Origin of the sequence: Sphingobium sp. RAC03 (assembly GCF_001713415.1) — a bacterium.
Taxonomy (GTDB): Bacteria; Pseudomonadota; Alphaproteobacteria; order Sphingomonadales; family Sphingomonadaceae; genus Sphingobium.
This window is the reverse complement of the sequence record NZ_CP016456.1, coordinates 1,600,906-1,617,768: the sequence shown is the minus strand read 5'-3', so window position 1 is coordinate 1,617,768 and position 16,863 is coordinate 1,600,906. Positions and strand designations below refer to the sequence as shown.

Below are 16,863 nucleotides of genomic sequence, written 5' to 3'. Positions count from 1 at the left end.
GTGGAGATGAAATTCAACCCCTGGTACGATGAAGAGGACGGGCGCTTCACCTTCGCCGGGCAGGGGCGCTATTTTCCGGCTGGCGGTGCGCGGAGCGTAGCGCCGCAAAGGGATCGGAATCGTCGGACTGTTCGCATGGATGGCGACGGGATGCTCGATCGCCGTCCGCATCGCGCCGATCATCCGAACAACCACTCAATTTATATGGTGCAATCGGGCGATACGCTGACCCAGATCGCGGCGCGCCGAAAAGGGCTGACCGTGCGCGATCTGGCATGGCTGAACCAGCATCCGCTCGATCGGCCGCTCCGCATCGGCCAGCGGATCAAGCTGCCGCATCAGGCCTATCTGGATGCGGGGCAGGCAGCCAGAACCAAGTTTCTGGCGCTGGCCCATTATATGGACACGCATGGCGGGAAATTGCCGCCCGACCCGGCCAATCCGCCTTCGCTGGAAAGCCAGATACTCGACACCAACTGGCGCAAGGAGACGAAGAATGGCTATGATTTCCATATCGATGTCATTGCGCGCAATCGCCGGACCTATGGCGGACTGTCGCTGGCCGCTTCCCCTGTGCGATCACGCCATAGGCAGGCACAGGCGGGTAAGCCCGACCGTCTTGCCAACGACGATGGCGGCCATTTTATCGCTGCTCGTTTCAACGGTCCCCGCGACAGCTTCAACCATTTCGCCCAGAATTCCAACTTCAACCGCGGCAGCTATCGCGTCATGGAAGATTCCTGGGCCAGGGAATTGCGCGCCGGGCATAAAGTGTTCGTGGATATCAAGCCCCTCTATGAAGGAACTTCGCAACGGCCCTACCAGCTCAATGTCATCTGGGAGATCGATGGCAAAAAATTCAGAAGGAAGTTCCCGAACGAAGCGAAAGGCGCCGAAGATGGCAAAAGATAAGTTCGACATTCTGGGGCCGCTTTACAACGAGATCGGCGTGGAGCTGGTCAATATCGTCGGCGGCGATCCCGATGGCATTTTCCTCTACGTTGAAGTCGGCGACCGATGGATCAGCCCCAATATCTTCAAGGATGAAGGGCATCAGATTCGAAATCTCGACGACACCGAGGCTCTTTCCGACCTTCTTTGGAAAGCCTGGTATGCCGAATCGGATGAAGGCGGCATCAAGCGCTGGTCGATCCTGGAATATGAGATCAAGGACGGAAAGTTCGAGATCAACTACCGTTATCCCGACGAGGTGGATGTCGAAGTAATCGATGACGAACGCCGTCAGGCCGCTCTGCGTGCGCGTTTCGGCAGCAAGCCTGTCGTCTATCCACCCATGCCGAAGGGCGCAGTCGAGTTGAAGCCCTGACGTCAATTGCGTCCTGACGCGAAGCCCCCATATTGCCCCCATGGCCATTCAGATCCGCACAACCCTCGACGAACCCGATACCGGCACCAGTTTCGTGCCGCACCGCCCGGCGCGGCCGGAAAAGAGCGAGGGGGGACGGCGCTTCACGCTGGTCAGCGATTATGAACCGGCGGGTGACCAGCGCACCGCGATCCCCGAACTGGTGGATGGCGCGCTGGCGGGCGAGAAGGATCAGGTGCTGCTGGGCGTCACCGGCTCCGGCAAGACCTTCACCATGGCCAAGATGATCGAAGCGTTGCAGCGCCCTGCCCTGATCCTAGCACCCAACAAGATTCTCGCGGCCCAGCTCTATGGCGAGTTCAAGAGCTTCTTTCCCGACAATGCGGTCGAATATTTCGTCAGCTATTATGATTATTACCAGCCCGAAGCCTATGTCGCGCGGTCGGACACCTATATCGAGAAGGAAAGCTCGGTAAACGAAAGCATCGACCGGATGCGCCATTCAGCGACGCGATCGCTGCTGGAGCGGGACGATGTCATCATCGTCGCGTCGGTCAGTTGCATTTACGGTATCGGCTCGGTTGAAACCTATTCGGCCATGACTTTCTCGATGAAGAAGGGCGGGATCGAGGATCAGCGCGAGATCATCCGCAAGCTGGTCGCGCTCCAATATAAGCGCAACGATGCGGGTTTTTCGCGCGGCAATTTTCGCGTGAAGGGCGACAATCTGGAGATTTTCCCGTCGCATTATGAAGATACAGCCTGGCGCATATCCTTTTTCGGGGACGAGATTGAAGAGATTGTCGAGTTCGATCCGCTGTCGGGGCGCAAGGTTGCGAGCCTCGACTATGTGAAGGTCTTTCCCAATAGCCACCATGTCACCCCCGGCCCGACGCTGAAACAGGCGATGGAGGCGATCCGCCATGAACTGACCGAGCGGCTCAAGGAACTGGAGGCTGAAGGCAAGCTGCTGGAAGCGCAGCGGCTGGAGCAGCGGACCAATTTCGATTTGGAGATGATCGCGGCGACAGGCAGTTGCGCAGGCATCGAAAATTATTCGCGCTTCCTAACCGGACGCCTGCCGGGCGAACCGCCGCCGACCCTGTTCGAATATCTGCCCGAAAATGCGCTACTGTTCGTCGATGAAAGCCACCAGACCGTGCCGCAGATCGGCGCGATGGCGCGCGGCGATCATCGGCGCAAGATCACGCTGGCCGAATATGGTTTTCGGCTGCCGAGTTGCATCGACAACCGGCCGTTGCGCTTCAACGAATGGGATGCGATGCGGCCGCAGACGGTCAGCGTTTCCGCAACGCCCGGCAATTGGGAAATGGAGCAGACCGGCGGCGTGTTCAGCGAGCAGGTGATCCGCCCCACCGGCCTCATCGACCCGCCGGTCGAGATCAAGCCAGTCGAGGATCAGGTCGACGACCTCATCAACGAATGCCGCAAAGTCGCGGCGCAAGGCTATCGCACGCTCGTCACCACCCTGACCAAGCGAATGGCCGAGGATCTGACCGAGTTCATGCATGAGGCGGGCTTGAAGGTCCGCTACATGCATAGCGATGTCGAGACGCTGGAGCGGATCGAGCTGATCCGCGACCTGCGGCTGGGTGTCTATGACGTGCTGATCGGCATCAACCTGCTGCGTGAGGGGCTGGACATTCCCGAATGCGGCCTGGTCGCGATATTGGATGCGGACAAGGAGGGCTTTTTGCGCTCCGAAACCTCGCTCATCCAGACGATCGGCCGCGCGGCGCGCAACGTCGACGGGCGGGTGATCCTTTATGCCGATCGCATCACCGGCAGCATGGAGCGGGCACTAGGCGAAACATCCCGGCGGCGCGAAAAGCAAGAGGCCTATAACCTGGAACATGGCATCACGCCGACCACGATCAAGCGCAATATCGGCGACATCATCGCCCATGTCGCGTCAAAGGATCAGGTCACGGTCGACACCGGTCTGGACGACCGCCCCCATCTGGTCGGCCACAATCTGCGCGCCTATATCGAGGATCTGGAAAAGAAAATGCGCGCCGCCGCCGCCGACCTGGAGTTCGAGGAAGCCGGACGCATCCGCGACGAAATCCGCAAACTGGAAGCCGACGAACTGGGCCTGCCGCACGAGCAGCAGGTGGCGGCCCCAAGGGGCCGCGCGACCGAGGGCAAGCCGGGGACGCGGAAATTGCGGTACGGGAAGACACAGAAGAAATTCGGGCGGTAGCCTCAACTGTCTCCCGGCTTAGTCTCCGTCAGAGATAAAGCTCGCCACCATTTCGGTCTTGGCCCGATCGATGGACCATAAGCGGCCTTTCTCGACCGGATCCCAGTCGATCGCTTGGCCTGGTGTGGCGATGCCGATGGTACGGCGCAGTTCCAGGCGCGATCCGGCTTCGGGTAGCGCCAGTTCATATATTTCCGGCCGATCATGGCCGGTCGCATAGAGGCGACCATCATTGCTCCAGCTAAGGCCAGAGCAACTGAACGGCGCAAAGCGCGCCAGCACGTCGACCGGAAAGGTCCATGCCGCTTCCTGCCGGAAGGCATCGTCCAGCCGCGCCAGCAGCGTGTAGCGATGGTCCCGGTTCGGCTCACCGCCCTTGCCATCATAATTGGCATAGACCGCCCACCATTTGCCATCATGCCGGTCGAGCGCGGTCAGCGAACCGGGGCCAAAGCCCAGGCTGATCGTGCGGCTGTGGCGCATCGTGCGGGTGTCGAAAATCTCGATGGCGCTGGTCTGGGGCAGCTGCGGATAATTGGACGCGGCGCAGACCAGGTCATGCCCCGCGACGGTGCAACTGTTCATGTGGGGGAACAGCCGTCGCTCCCCCTGCCATTGGGCGACCCGCTTGCCGGTGGCGATGCGATATTTGCCGATCCGGTCATTGTCGATGGCATAGAGATGCGTGCCGTCCGATGCGACGCCTTGCCGCGCTTCCGGCGCCGCCATGCGCAGTATGACGGGAACGGGTGGCGGCGATGGCACCTCGGCCATCGGCTCTGCCCCTGCCGGGACAAGGCCGAGCATCAGGCTCGCGAGGATCAGCAGGATAAAGGGCATGAGGGGGGCTTCCGATTGCATCGACCAGCCGATCTAGACCAGCATTATAACGGTTGCGTGGCAAAGGTCGCAGCCATTGTGCCAGGCGATGGCGGTGCCAGGAACATCTGATGGGTGCCCGAAGGCAAGGAGACGGCACGATAGCCATGCGATCGCGCCCAATCGATCAGCACCGCATCCAAACCGCGAGGAAAGGCCGCCGTGGGTTTGCCTTCACTGCCCGTCAGGATGATGGCGGGCGGCTTCGCATCCAGATCCGCTTCGGCAGATAGGATGGTCGTCGCATGAAAGGCCCGCGCCTCATCGCGTGTCAGGATGTGGCGCGTGCGGAACAGGAAAGGCCCGGTCACGAAGCGGCGATCGATCGACAGCGCCGCATCCACCGACCGTTCCGGCGACAGGGTAACGATCGACCCGGACAGGCCGGTCGAAGCCACGATGCGATCCACTGCACGCACGTCCTGCATGATCCCCTGAACCGGACTGTGGCCCGCCAGCATATTGGCCGCTGTCTTTGTCGCGGTCTGTGCCACGCCTGCGACGATGCCCAACGCGATCAGGGCGCGGCCAGCGCGACGATGCCAGAAGGGCGCGTCGGTCAGCAGCGCAAAGCGAAGGAAGAGCGCGGGCAGCAAAGGCCCCAGATATTGGACATAGATGGGTCGCGGCAGCCAGGCGGCCACTAGACCGGCGACGATCATCATATCGAGCAATCGTTCGACCGGCGTGCGGCGCCGGGTGACCACCAAAGCAACCGCGACCAGCGCAATCAGGCCGCAGCCCTGCGCCAGAAAGCGGGCAAGCCGTACAAGGCTCTTCGGCCCGCCGAGCATGGCGGCCTTCTCATTCCAGGCGCGCCACTCGAACGGGGCCTTCAGGCTATAGTCGATAATCCCGAACCAGGCCGCGTCCGGCGCCAGCAGGGCCAGCGCCATCGTCGGCAGACCGCCCAGCACGCCGCCCAGAGCGAGCAGGCCGACTCTGCCCGCGCCAAGCGTCCGCCAGTGCCATAGCGCAAATAGGCCGACGGCGGCGGCCGGAAGGCCATAGCTGATTTTCGCCGACGCGGCCGCCCCCAGCAACAGCCCGGCCAGCAACGCCATCCACCGCGCACGGTCATTCTGGAGCAGACCGATCATGGCGGCCAGCCCGGCCGTCATCAGCAACACGGGCAGCGCATCGTTGCGCGCAACACTCCCGGCGAACAACAGCATATGGCTCGACAATAAGGCCACCGCAGCGATGGCTGCCGCCCGGTCGGACGCACCCGCCCGCCGCGCGGCGATCCACAGACAGACACTCGCCCCCAGCGCGAGCAAGGCATTGATGGCGCGCAGTGCCGGAAAGAGCCACCCCTCCGCGATCCACGCCAGCGGCGCGAACAATAATGGTTGCAAGGGCGTCTGGAGATAGGCGAAGTCGCGATAGGGCAAGCCGAAGCGCATCATCGCAACCGCGCCGACATATTGCCCCTCGTCATGATCGATCGGGCGGAACGCTGCCACGGTCAACATCAGGGCCGCGATCAGCAGCAACAGTGCAATCCGCAATGGCATAGGACTTGCGCCTACCAGCCAAGTCGCGCGCGGGCCATCACCGCGCGCGCTTGGTCGGCGGCGCGCAGCGAGCCAGACAGGTCATCGCGCGAAAATGTCCCGCTCACCAGATTGTCCGGGTCGGTCATCTGCAGCGACAAGGTAATCGGTCGCCCGCCGACCGCAGCCAGCGCATAATCGACGCCGGCCTCGACCCGCACGGCGCGCGGGCCGGACACCGCCATTGCGGGCGCGCTGCTACGCGCAACGGACAGGGCCGCGCGCCAGGGGCCGTCCCGCCAGACGGACCCGGCTGATAGGCTCTGTTCGCGCACGATGTCGCCGCCGGACATGCGAACCCGCGCGTCGCTGTAGCGGATCGACCATTGCCACTGCGGTGTCACCTGATGGCGCGCTTCCAGAATCGCACCATCGATCCGTGCGGAGCCGGCGTTGACCGGCACCGTGCCGCGTCCGGTAAAGCGCAACCGGTCATCGATCCGACCGCCCTGCAAGGACAGGGACAGGCCGAGCGTGGGCGCAGCGCTCCAGTCGGCACGCATCTGCACGCGGCTTTGCGTTTCCGGCTTCAGCGTCCGGCGCAACGCCAGAAAATCATCGTGGCGCAATCCCATCGGTCCGCTCATGCCCGTTTCGCCATAGGCCCTTAATGTGTCGGCATAATCCAGGCTCAACGCCAAATCCTGCCGCGCTTGCAGGACTAACGTCGCGCGCGGCAGAAACCAGTCGTTCGCACGCAGTTTTTCGCGCCCTGGCCCCGCGGTGACATTGGCATTGCGGTTGCTGACCTTGATCCCATGCCAGCCCAGGGTGGCGGTCAGATGCTCGCTGACCAGCCAGCGATCCTGCACGCCATAGCGCACCATCCGGCTGCGCGAGAGCCTATGCGGCGCGAACGAGGTCGCGGCGGTCGTTCCAAGGAAACGACGCGCGGTCGTCTGCCAGCGGATATGGATGTCCTGGTCACGATCATCGACATGGACCGGCGTTGCCGCTTCCATCCGTGGGCGGAACTGCGGATAGGCTGGCCGAGGAGCCGTCATCGGTGACAGGCCGGATGGGCGTTTCAGCGAAAAGCGGATACCCGTTTCCACCGGCATCTCCTGCGCCTGGGCGGCGGTAGAGGCAGGGATGAGCCAGAGCAACGACCACACGGCCCGGCTCATGATGCTGCCCCCGCACGGCCTGATCGCGCCAGATCGACCCCGCTGCGCAGGCTGTAGTCGATAACATAACCGAAATGGTCGGAGAGTGGCTGGCTATCGGGTTCCGATCCGAAAGGCACATGCGCCGCGACCACCTTGAGCGGACGGTCGCCCGCACCCCGTGCGAACAGCCAATCCTTCGCCCGCGCTCTGGTAGAAGTCAGGTCGCGCCGGATCGCGTCGCTGGCCCAGGCGGATGCCGCCAGCGCCCGGCGTGCGCCGTCCAGTTCCGGCGCGATGAAGCGCATGTCCGCCTGCGCGAACCGAGTGAAGAAGATATCGGCGCGAAACCGATCCTGCCCGATATTCATGTCACCGCCCAGGATCAGCGGCTGACCGACGGGTACATGGGTCTTAACGAACTGCGTCACCAGATCGACCTGCCGGGCAAAGGCCCGCTGCGATCGGTCGATCGCTACACCTGCGGCTTTGCGGGCGTTGAGATGCATGTTGACGATGCTGACTGGCCGGTCGAAGCCCGGCACGCTTATATGCGCGATCAACACGCCCTTGTTGGCCAGGCAATCGAACCCGGCGCAGGCAAAGTCGGGAAAAGCCATGCGATCGATCCGGGTGATGGGATAGTCGGACAGGATTTGCAGGCCGCTGCTCAGTTGCTTGCCGATCGCCTCTCCGCGATCCCACCGCGCCTGCGCCAGATGCGATTGGTCCGCCCCCTGCGCCGCCGCCGTGGAACGGTGCGCTACGTCAGGCCCCTGCGCAACATGACGATAGCCCGCGCGCGCGGCGATCTGCGCCGCCTCCGGCGTGAAGGCTTCCTGCAACAGGATGATATGCGGCTGTCGCCCCGATTGCCGCAGCAGGGCGAGCCGGTCGGCGATGGCGGTCAGTGCCGCACGCCGATCCGACACGATCGGCCAGGGCAGTCCCTTGATATTATAGGTCATGACCGACAATCGCCCGTCGTTCGGAACGGGTTGCGCGATGCCCCATTGCGGCGCGGCCTGGTCGCCACCATGGGTCGATCCGGCGGCGGCGAGCGCGACAAGCCCTGCGAACAACACAGCGCGAAATGGTCGGTACATGGTGACGGCCCCCCGTTTGGTCGGAGGATAGCGGGCCAATGAGTCGTCCCCATGTCGTTTAAGCGACAGTGCGGTTAAACTTTTGCGCCGTTGCCGTCATCGAAATGAGAGGACCGGGCCGGGTAAATTATGCGTCTCTCGGCACCGTGAGGTCAATCAGCGGCAGGCGGGTTGTGGCTGAGCCAGTCAGAGCGAAAATTGCGTTTGCAATTGCGGGGGCAATGGGGGGCACGCCCGGCTCGCCCATGCCACTCGGCCTGTTTGTGGACGGCAGGATATGCGTTTCAACCGTCGGCATCTCGTTCATGCGGACGATGGGATAGGTGTCGAAATTACATTCCTGAACGATACCGTCCTTGAGCGTGACGGCGCCGTGGAGTGCGGCCGACAGACCAAAGCCTATACCGCCTTCCATCTGGGCCGCGATCTGGTCGGGCGAGATGGCGATGCCGCAATCGACCACGGCGACGACCCGGCGTATGACCGGCCTCCCTTCGTCCAACCTCACTTCGGCAACCTGGCCGACGACCGTGCCGAAACATTCGTGAATGGCCATGCCGCGCGCCCATCCGCTTTCGAGCGGCATGCCCCAATCCGCTTTGCTGCATAGCATTTCGAGCACGGCCTCATGCCGCTTCGCCGTCGCTTTTCGATACATGGCGCGGCGATAATCCGCCGGATCACGCCCGGCCTTTCGGGCGAGTTGATCGACGATATGCTCCATCACCATAGCATTATAGGAATGGCCGACCGATCGCCAGAAGGCGACCGGCACCGGGCAGGAAGGCGCGAAAACCTTGCCGTCGATACTCTCCGCCGATGCCAGATAGGGTGACTCGGCAATGCCCTCCACGGTCGGTCCGGTGATGAACGGGATCAACGATTGCGCGACGACATGGTGGCGCCAGCGCTTGGGAAATCCATCCCGATCAAGTTCCGCGGAGACGCGATGATGCGCCATCGGGCGATAATATCCCGCCGCCATCTCATCCTCCCGTGTCCAGATCAGTTTGACGGGCCGCCCGTTCGTTCGCTTTGCGATCCGCACGCATTCGACGAGATAGTCGGATGTCATGATTCCCCGCCGCCCGAATGATCCGCCCGCGGGTATCACATCGATATCGACGCGGCCGGGTATGGTGATGGCTGCGCGTGCGGCATGCACCTGATCGACTGTTGGCAGATGAGAGCCGGAGATGATCTTGACGTCCCAACCATCAACTTGCGCGACGCAATCCAGCGTCTCCATCGGCGCATGTGCCAGATAGGGGAAATCGAATGTGAATTCGATCGCGTCCCGCCCAAATGCAATTTGAGGGTCTTCCCCCTTGCTATGAAAATCGCTCGGCTCGACATCCGAACGCCCGGCAGCGATGTCATGATAATGGCGCACCAGATCGGGCGTGGAACGTTTTTCAGCGGCGCTGTCGTCCCATATGATCCGAAGCGCATCCCGCCCCCGCCGTGCGGCGATGGTGTTTTCCGCAACGACGGCGATGCCGCTTTCGATTGCAAAGACATCGACGACTCCCTTCACCGTGCGCGCATCGGCGGCATCGAACTTGGCAAGCGTACCGCCGAAGCGCGGACTATGGGCAACTATCGCGACCAGCATGTCGGGCAATTGGACGTCCTGAGTATAGATCTGGCGGCCGTTGCTTTTCGGCAGGCTATCCTTGCGGCGGACGCGATCCGTGCCGATCAGCCTATAGTCCTTGGGCTCCTTGAGAGCGGGCTGCTGCGGTGGCGTCTGGCGCGAGGCCTCCACAAGCAGATCCGCAAAGCTGGCGGATCGCCCCGACCGGACATGGGAGACCAGGCCGTCGCGTACTGCGATCGACTGGGGCGGCACATTCCAACGGTGCGCTGCCGCCGCAACGAACATGGCGCGCGCCGCTGCGCCTGCATTTCGCATCGTATCCCAGTTGCTCGCCGTCGCCGTCGATCCAGCCGTCATCTGCGTGCCGTAAACGCGAAAATTGGACGGTGCCGTCATAACGCGCACCTTATCCCAATCGGCGTCCATTTCTTCGGCGATCATCGCGGCCAAGCCGGCGTGGATGCCCTGCCCCAATTCCTGCTGCTTGTTGACGACCGTCACCCAGCCTTCGGCGTCGATCCGGATGAACGATCCGAAGGCGTTGGGTTCCGGATCACTTCCACCCGCTTGCAAAATCGCGCCTGCCACCTGCATGGGGTGCGTCGCGGCATAGCCGACGACCAATGCGCCGCCAATCAGAGAGCCGCCCAGGATCATTCTGCGACGAGACATCTGGATGGAGCGCGCGGCTTTGGGGGCGTCTGTCACAAGCCATTTCCTGTCTGCAAAGGGGCTATGCCGGGCATTGGCCACCGGTATCGAGCCACGCCGCTATCAGCGCGCCGAACTGCGCCTGCGTACCCGGCGCTGGCGTGCGTTCTCCGCCTGGATGCCAGGCCCAACCGACCAGTTCGTCCTGTGTCATGTGGTGAAGCAATTGCGCGCGGGTCATGTGGGCACGCGCCGGGTCCAGTATCTGTCGGCAAATCTGGCCAAGCGTCTTGCCTTGCCAGGCCATTTCAACGGGCGCGAGTTTCCATTTCGGGTTGCCCGGCACGCCGGACGGCGTGAAATTGGCGTCATGATGACATGTCGAACAGCGAAGCGTTGCTACACCGCCGCCGTCCGTCCCGCGCGTCACCAAGGGCCGATGCGGGCGCATTGCGTCCGTCTGCGTCGGCCTGTCGGTGCGGGGGTGGCAGTTCACGCAGCGGGGATGCTGGATCACCCTGCCCGCTTCGGTGAACAAAGCAACGGACCGGGCTTTGCGATCGGCTATGGTCGCAAACGCCGCCGCCGGGCGCAGGGGAGCGAAGGTAACAGGCGAAGGATCAGCAGGAAGCGATTGGCTTTCCGGCAATGATCGGGGCCACAGCGCAATCGTACCCGTCACGATGACCGCCATCATCAGAAGCGCCAATAGCCCAACACAGCCCAACCGCCATCGCGATGTCCGCCGGCGCGTCACGACTTGCTCGCCCCGACAGCCGCCGCAGCATCGTGAATCGCGGCACGAATGCGATTATAGGTCGCGCAACGGCAAAGATTGCCGCTCATCGCGATGTCGATATCGCCATCGGTGGGAGCAGGGATGGCACGCAACATCGCGATCGCGCTCATGATCTGACCGGATTGACAAAAACCACATTGCGGCACGTCGCGGGCGACCCAGGCATCCTGTATCGCCCGCGCCTCGACGCCTTCCACCGCTTCGATCGTCACGATCTGTGCTGAGGCCACAGCCTCCAGCGGCAGGGTGCAGGATCGCATAGGTTGGCCATCGACATGCACCGTACAGGCACCGCATTGCGCAATGCCGCAGCCATATTTGGTGCCTGTCAGCTTGAGCGTATCGCGCAGAACCCACAGAAGCGGAGTCTGGCCGTCATCCTCCACATCATGGACCTGGCCGTTGACCGAAAGGGAGTATGGCATCGCGCTAAGCCTTTGAAACCCGGATCATGGGAAGAGAGTAGGATGATCGATTAGACCGCAGAAGGCCGATAGCTACGCAAAACATGCCTGATCCTCCATTTGGCGTGTCGCCCGCTATCTGCCGCGTAGCGCATTGATTTCCGCCTGCCGCAAACGCAGATATTCGGTTCTGATGGTCGAATAAGGATCGTCGGCTCCGTCCAGCAGTTTCCGCGTGGCCTCATCCGATTCGGCCCGTTCGTCCACCAGACGGAGGACCGTCGTTGGAATGACGAATGCCGGGTCGTTCAAGGGCTGCCCTACCGCGAAGGGCAGCACCGAAAGATCAATCAGGCGACCCGCAAGGTCGCGAAGCGTGGTCGGTCCCATCAGCGGCAAATACATATATGGTCCCGACTTTACGCCATAAAAGCCCAGGGTATAGGCAAAGCCATTATTGCGATGCGGAAGATTGAAGGGGCGGCGTTTGGCGATGTCGAAAAGCCCGGCGGCGCCGATCGTCGAATTGATCGAAAAACGCCCCAATGTCTCGACACTTTTGCCGACCTTGAGCTGCAGAAGATAGTTGAGAAAAACGACCGGCTCTTGAAGATTGCCCAGAAAGTTGCGCAGACCGCTGCGAACCGGCGCAGGCACTGTGCGTTGATAGGCCAACGCGACAGGCCGCGTGACCGCGCCATCGACAGATTGGACGATCGCGAAACTTTCCGCATTCAACGCGCGCAATGGATCGATGCGCTCGGATTGCCCACGCCCGGTCACGACAATGGCGCCGTCTTCGGGCGGTTCTGTCTCGGTCGCCACCTCAGGCTCGATCGACAGGGTCTGTACGACGGCTTCCGGGGGCCGGTAGCCTTGTTCATGACCCGCGATCAAAGCATTCTCCGACGGCATGCCGACGAACGGCAAAGCCAGGATCAGGGCGGAGATGGTCATGCCTCCGTCCCTTCGACAAAGCGGTGTGGGTGGCGCGACCGACGGCGGCAGATGCGATACACGGATGCAGGGGGTAGATTGGCGAACGTATGGCCGACAAATGTGGCCTTCAGACCCAGGCGGTCGAGTACCGGGCGCGGGACCGAACAGCGCAAGCCGTAAGTGAACTGATAAAAGACGCCATCCCCATGCAGATGGGCGAACGCACCGTCCATGATGGCGAAAATCTGTCTGACGGTCATCGACAGCAAAGGCAGGCCGCTGATGACCACTCCGGCCGGAGCACCGTCGAACAACGCCACATTCCGCAGCCGGGTAGCATCCATCCTCAGCGTCTTCGCATGGGGGAAGTCCACGGAGAGTTTTGCGACGAAATCGGCCCCATATTCGATCAAGGCCAGCTTTTCCTGGGCAACGCCCTTGGCGACCAGGGCGCGGGTAAAGGCTCCGGTTCCGGGACCAAGTTCGATGATCGGTCCTGCTGCAGGCGATATTTCAGATAGCATCAGCGCGGACAGGGCACGACCGGAAGGGGCCACCGCCGCGACCCGTAACGGCTCCGCCAGCCAGGCGCGAAAGAAATGGCAGGCTTCGGCGGTACGGCTGGTCAAGGCAATGTCCCCCGCCCACAAAGTTTCGCGCTGAGCCATAGCCAGGCGAAACGGCATTGCGCGTGTGCGATCAGCAGCGCTCCGACGGGATCGGGCATGGTGCGCCTCAGAACCGATAGGATAGTGCGAGGGCGGCCATGGGCTGCAGGCGACGTCCCTCATCGGTGATCGGGCTATCGGCAATATCGCCCACAAGATAGTTGGCACCCGCGCGGGCCATCACGCCGAACCGCAGGCTGAACCAATAGCCTGCGGACATGCCCCCGCCAATGTCACGGAAGCCCGCCCCGGGCCGATACAGGTCAAGCCCGCTGGCCGTCGCACCAGCGCGATCGACGCCGAAATAGGTGCGCGCATAGTCCGCATTGGTCCAACTGGATTGTGCGTCCACCGAGAGGAAGAAATCGGTGGTGCGAACGGCGGCATAGCTGGCACTGGCCGTCGCGATCAGCCCGTTGTGGGTATTGGACACATCATGCGCGAGCGACAGTTCGACCTGGATCGAACCCTGGCCATAGCGATCGCCGCCGAACCGATAGCCGACGAATGCGCCCGCTTCGACCGCCATGTCTATTTCCGGCAACCAGCCAACCGCGCCGTCGGCGTCGTTCCGCCCCAGCCGGAGACCGATCAGTGGTCCCGCCGAAAGGCGCGGATCGGATGCCAGATCGACACGGGCACGCAGCCCGCGAAACTCCATCGTGACGTCGCCCCAGCGCACATCTCCCAGCACGAATGGCACTGCGCGCATATCCTGCGCACCGTCAAATTCAGGCACGATGCCAGCACCGACGGCGACCATGCCATGGGGCGAGCCGTCGGTCGGCACCACTTGGGCCGACGCTGTCGGAACGGCGAGAGCCATGGTGCCAAGAAACAGGATCGGTGGAATATAGCGCATCATCGACTATCCTTGGCGAAAAGTTGGGTTTTGACCGAAGTCTGGGGTGGCCACCGAAGACATCCTGCTTTTGCAGGACTGACCTTCGGTGGCCCCGGATGCCGCATCGAGGGGGGAGGGGGAGACGGCAGCATCCGTTGGCTTTTGAGAGGCGGGATGCATCCCAACCCCTGTTCTTTCTGGTCATGTCGACCACTGGCCCAATCTCTAGATCGACCTGCGGGGCATCGGAATGCCGGAAACCGCAATAAAATTGCCTATTCGTGCAACCTGGCAGCCCACTCGGTGGCACTGCCCAGAGAATTGCGGCGGCTCGTCCTGACGGATGACATCCCCAAGGAGGTAGTCGATATCCGCCAATGCACGAGAGTTATGGTCACGCGCGAAACTATGTCGGAAATGGGTCGGTTGCCCGATCCTATGGTTGCAGCATTTGAAAGACCGCGTCTTTCGGAGGGTTGCGCGCGGCCATGATTTATAGTCGCGCCCGGTCAGGCCGCTACGGGGATCATCGCGCCTAGGCGATCAGGCTGTTCGCACTGACGGTCGGATCATGACTTTACCGCATGGAATATGGCGTCTGGTTCGCATTGACCGGGGGCATTGCTATTGACGGTTTTACCGGTTGGTTCGACACGATAATGGCGTTTTTCTTCTACCTGCCGAACCTGTTGGTTGCGGAACTGTTCATCCGGTCGTGTCGCCATGACCGCGGTGCGATGGCCAGCATGGCAACGACCGCTATATTGCTGCTCGCCAGCAGCTTCATCCTGTTGGCGACCTGGCGCTTCACCGCGCTCAATTGGGGACCGAAGATGATGATCGGCATGGGGCATTTATTTTCATGATCGAAGATGTGCCGGAAGGAGCGGCTTGCACCGATAGAAGGCGCAAAGAAGTGCGTGCGCATGATAGACCATCAGCGCAATAGAGATGGCCTTCGATAGCCCCTCCCCGATCATGGCGAAGCCGAACTCGATCGCGCAAGAGACGGAAAGCGGGAGCGGCTATCCGTCGAACCGTCGTCGCTTCCTGCTGCTTGTGTCGCTGTTTCTGATCAGTGCCTTTGCGCAGATCGATCGCGTCCTCCCTTTCATCCTGCTGGAGTCCATCAAGGCGGATCTATCGTTGAGCGACACCCAGGTCGGCTTGTTGACCGGCGTCGCATTTGCCGTCTGCTATGCCCTGTTATCCTTGCCCTTTGCCTATCTGTCGGATCGCGGGTCACCGCGCGCGATATTGGTGCTATGCACCCTCGTCTGGAGCGTCATGACGGCAATGGGCGGTCTGGCTGCAAGCTTCATGCTCCTCGCCATGACGCGCTTTGGGGTAGCGATCGGCGAAGCCGGGGCTGTGCCATCCGGCCATGCCCTGATCGCCCGCAAGGTAAGCCCGATGCATCGTGGCGTCGCGATCGGCGTCTTTTCCCTGGGCATGCCGATCGGGACGATGGCTGGCTTCGGCCTTGGTGGGGCGATCAACGATATGTTCGGCTGGCGCGCCGCGCTCATGGGCGCCGGCATGATGGGATGCCTGATCGGCATTTTCGCGCTGCTGGCCATCGGCCCGACACCGCCGCGACGACCCCAAAGAGGGGCGGACACGCAGTCCTTTGTCGGGGCAAGCATGCAATTGCTGGCGTCCCCGCCGTTTCGCTGGCTGGTCGTCGGTGCTGTGACGCTTGGCTTTGCGGCCACCCCCTTCTATGCTTTTGCAACGCCGTTCCTGATCCGCACCCATGGCTATAGCGCCAGCGAGGCCGGGCTGGCCTTCGGCGTGCTTCAGGGCATATCGGGTGTTGCCGGAACGCTGCTGGGCGGACGCGGCTTCGACCGCGTCGCCCGCCATAAATCCAGTGCCATGCTCGCTGCACCGGCCATCCTCTTCATCATCGCGGCGGTTACCACGACGATGGCATTGTTCGTCCCGGTCGGCTGGCTGTGCATCGTCCTGCTCCTGCCGGCCATGTTCGCCTTTGCTTTCACGCTGCCTTACGCCTTTGGCAGCGCGCATCTGGTGGCTGGCCGAGGCCGCGAAGCCATGGCATCCAGCCTTGGCATGATCGGTTCCAGCCTGGTCGGACCTGCCATCGGCCCATTATTGGTAGGCGTCATCAGCGACGCCGCGAGCGCCGCGCATGTCGCAAATGGCCTGGGGCTGGGCCTGTTGGTCGTGCCAGTCGCCACAGTGTTGACGGCGACAGCCTATCTGATCGCAAATCGCCGCAGTCATGACTGGTTTCAGGCATCAGTCGTTCCAGAGCATCGGCGTGGTTAGCGGACAGCATCGCGTGCCGCCCGATTGAAGGTGATCGTGCGCCCCAGCAAAGGCGACCCCATATAGCCGCGCAATTCCATCTTCTCGCCGATGATCGTGACGCGGGCGGAATAGGTCCGGCCCGACGTGCCGTCATATAATGTGCCGCCCTCGAAACGCCGATTGCCGGCATTCCATTTAAGATTGTTCAGGATCGTGATCCCCTCAAGCGACCGTGCCCTCAATTTGGCATCGGGGTTGCGGACGTCGCGTTTGAATGTCTTGCCATCTGCTTCGACAGCGCGGCGGCCATAGATCAGCCGTCCCGCATAATTGCCGCCGCCCGCGTCGAACATATCGATCTTCATGCTGCCATCTTCCGCTTGCCACAACCCCTTGATCGCTGCGGGTTGGGCGACCTGTGAGAAAACGGGCGACATGGCCACCATTTGCGCGGCAAAGACTGTGACCAAGGGCATTCCGAAC

The 16,863-nt window shown here is 62.2% G+C and carries 16 protein-coding genes; 5 read left to right on the top strand and 11 right to left on the bottom strand.

Features of this window, described 5'->3' with window-relative positions; all coding sequences use genetic code 11:
- The first annotated feature begins 6 nt into the window (after positions 1-6).
- The 3 genes from BSY17_RS12430 to uvrB are packed head-to-tail and all read left to right on the top strand — an operon-like array spanning position 7 to position 3,551.
- Positions 7-912, top strand: a complete 906-nt coding sequence (locus BSY17_RS12430) for a LysM peptidoglycan-binding domain-containing protein (RefSeq protein WP_237236292.1) — start codon at positions 7-9, stop codon at positions 910-912.
- The gene (locus BSY17_RS12425; RefSeq protein ID WP_069065736.1) at positions 899-1,327 is read left to right on the top strand and encodes a hypothetical protein; all 429 of its coding nucleotides are present in this window, start codon (positions 899-901) and stop codon (positions 1,325-1,327) included. The genes BSY17_RS12430 and BSY17_RS12425 overlap by 14 nt, the downstream gene beginning before the upstream one ends.
- Positions 1,328-1,367: 40 nt before the next feature.
- A complete protein-coding gene (gene uvrB / locus BSY17_RS12420; protein WP_069065735.1) occupies positions 1,368-3,551 on the top strand; it encodes an excinuclease ABC subunit UvrB in 2,184 nt (727 codons plus the stop codon).
- 18 nt (positions 3,552-3,569) lie between these two features.
- Here uvrB and BSY17_RS12415 read toward each other — a convergent pair whose 3' ends face one another.
- The 10 genes from BSY17_RS12415 to BSY17_RS12370 form a co-directional block, all read right to left on the bottom strand.
- Complete coding sequence (locus BSY17_RS12415) at positions 3,570-4,358, bottom strand: YncE family protein (RefSeq protein ID WP_443019527.1); 789 nt, start codon at positions 4,356-4,358, stop codon at positions 3,570-3,572.
- 77 nt (positions 4,359-4,435) lie between these two features.
- Positions 4,436-5,947 carry a phospholipid carrier-dependent glycosyltransferase gene (locus tag BSY17_RS12410; RefSeq protein WP_069065733.1) on the bottom strand — a complete coding sequence of 504 codons (1,512 nt, stop codon included), beginning with the start codon at positions 5,945-5,947 and terminating at the stop codon, positions 4,436-4,438.
- An 11-nt stretch (positions 5,948-5,958) separates the two neighbouring features.
- Complete coding sequence (locus BSY17_RS12405) at positions 5,959-7,113, bottom strand: TonB-dependent receptor domain-containing protein (RefSeq protein ID WP_069065732.1); 1,155 nt, start codon at positions 7,111-7,113, stop codon at positions 5,959-5,961.
- On the bottom strand, positions 7,110-8,198 hold the full coding sequence (locus BSY17_RS12400) for an endonuclease/exonuclease/phosphatase family protein (protein WP_069065731.1): 1,089 nt from the start codon (positions 8,196-8,198) through the stop codon (positions 7,110-7,112). Before BSY17_RS12400 ends, BSY17_RS12405 begins: the two co-directional genes overlap by 4 nt.
- Before the next feature lie 127 nt (positions 8,199-8,325).
- A complete protein-coding gene (locus BSY17_RS12395) occupies positions 8,326-10,506 on the bottom strand; it encodes a xanthine dehydrogenase family protein molybdopterin-binding subunit (protein WP_237236542.1) in 2,181 nt (726 codons plus the stop codon).
- A gap of 25 nt (positions 10,507-10,531) precedes the next feature.
- A complete protein-coding gene (locus BSY17_RS12390; protein ID WP_069065730.1) occupies positions 10,532-11,146 on the bottom strand; it encodes an Isoquinoline 1-oxidoreductase subunit in 615 nt (204 codons plus the stop codon).
- Positions 11,147-11,202: 56 nt separating this feature from the next.
- Positions 11,203-11,673, bottom strand: coding sequence for a (2Fe-2S)-binding protein (locus BSY17_RS12385; RefSeq protein ID WP_069065729.1), 471 nt, complete (start codon positions 11,671-11,673; stop codon positions 11,203-11,205).
- Positions 11,674-11,787: 114 nt separating this feature from the next.
- Positions 11,788-12,609 (bottom strand): MlaA family lipoprotein, encoded by an 822-nt coding sequence (locus BSY17_RS12380; protein WP_069065728.1) that lies wholly within the window; start codon positions 12,607-12,609, stop codon positions 11,788-11,790.
- The gene (locus BSY17_RS12375; RefSeq protein WP_069066944.1) at positions 12,606-13,220 is read right to left on the bottom strand and encodes a class I SAM-dependent methyltransferase; all 615 of its coding nucleotides are present in this window, start codon (positions 13,218-13,220) and stop codon (positions 12,606-12,608) included. The genes BSY17_RS12380 and BSY17_RS12375 overlap by 4 nt, the downstream gene beginning before the upstream one ends.
- Positions 13,221-13,326: 106 nt before the next feature.
- Complete coding sequence (locus BSY17_RS12370; RefSeq protein WP_069065727.1) at positions 13,327-14,124, bottom strand: MipA/OmpV family protein; 798 nt, start codon at positions 14,122-14,124, stop codon at positions 13,327-13,329.
- Between the two features lie 563 nt (positions 14,125-14,687).
- On the opposite strand from BSY17_RS12370, the gene BSY17_RS12365 reads away from it, so the two are divergent.
- Both BSY17_RS12365 and BSY17_RS12360 read left to right on the top strand, forming a co-directional pair.
- Entirely contained in the window at positions 14,688-14,969 is a 282-nt protein-coding gene (locus tag BSY17_RS12365; RefSeq protein WP_052027812.1) for a hypothetical protein, read from the top strand.
- A gap of 85 nt (positions 14,970-15,054) precedes the next feature.
- Positions 15,055-16,398, top strand: a complete 1,344-nt coding sequence (locus tag BSY17_RS12360) for a spinster family MFS transporter (RefSeq protein WP_083217113.1) — start codon at positions 15,055-15,057, stop codon at positions 16,396-16,398.
- Here the strand turns inward: BSY17_RS12360 and BSY17_RS12355 are convergent.
- Positions 16,395-16,856, bottom strand: coding sequence for a DUF2147 domain-containing protein (locus BSY17_RS12355; RefSeq protein WP_237236540.1), 462 nt, complete (start codon positions 16,854-16,856; stop codon positions 16,395-16,397). The genes BSY17_RS12360 and BSY17_RS12355 overlap by 4 nt on opposite strands.
- Positions 16,857-16,863 lie beyond the last annotated feature (7 nt).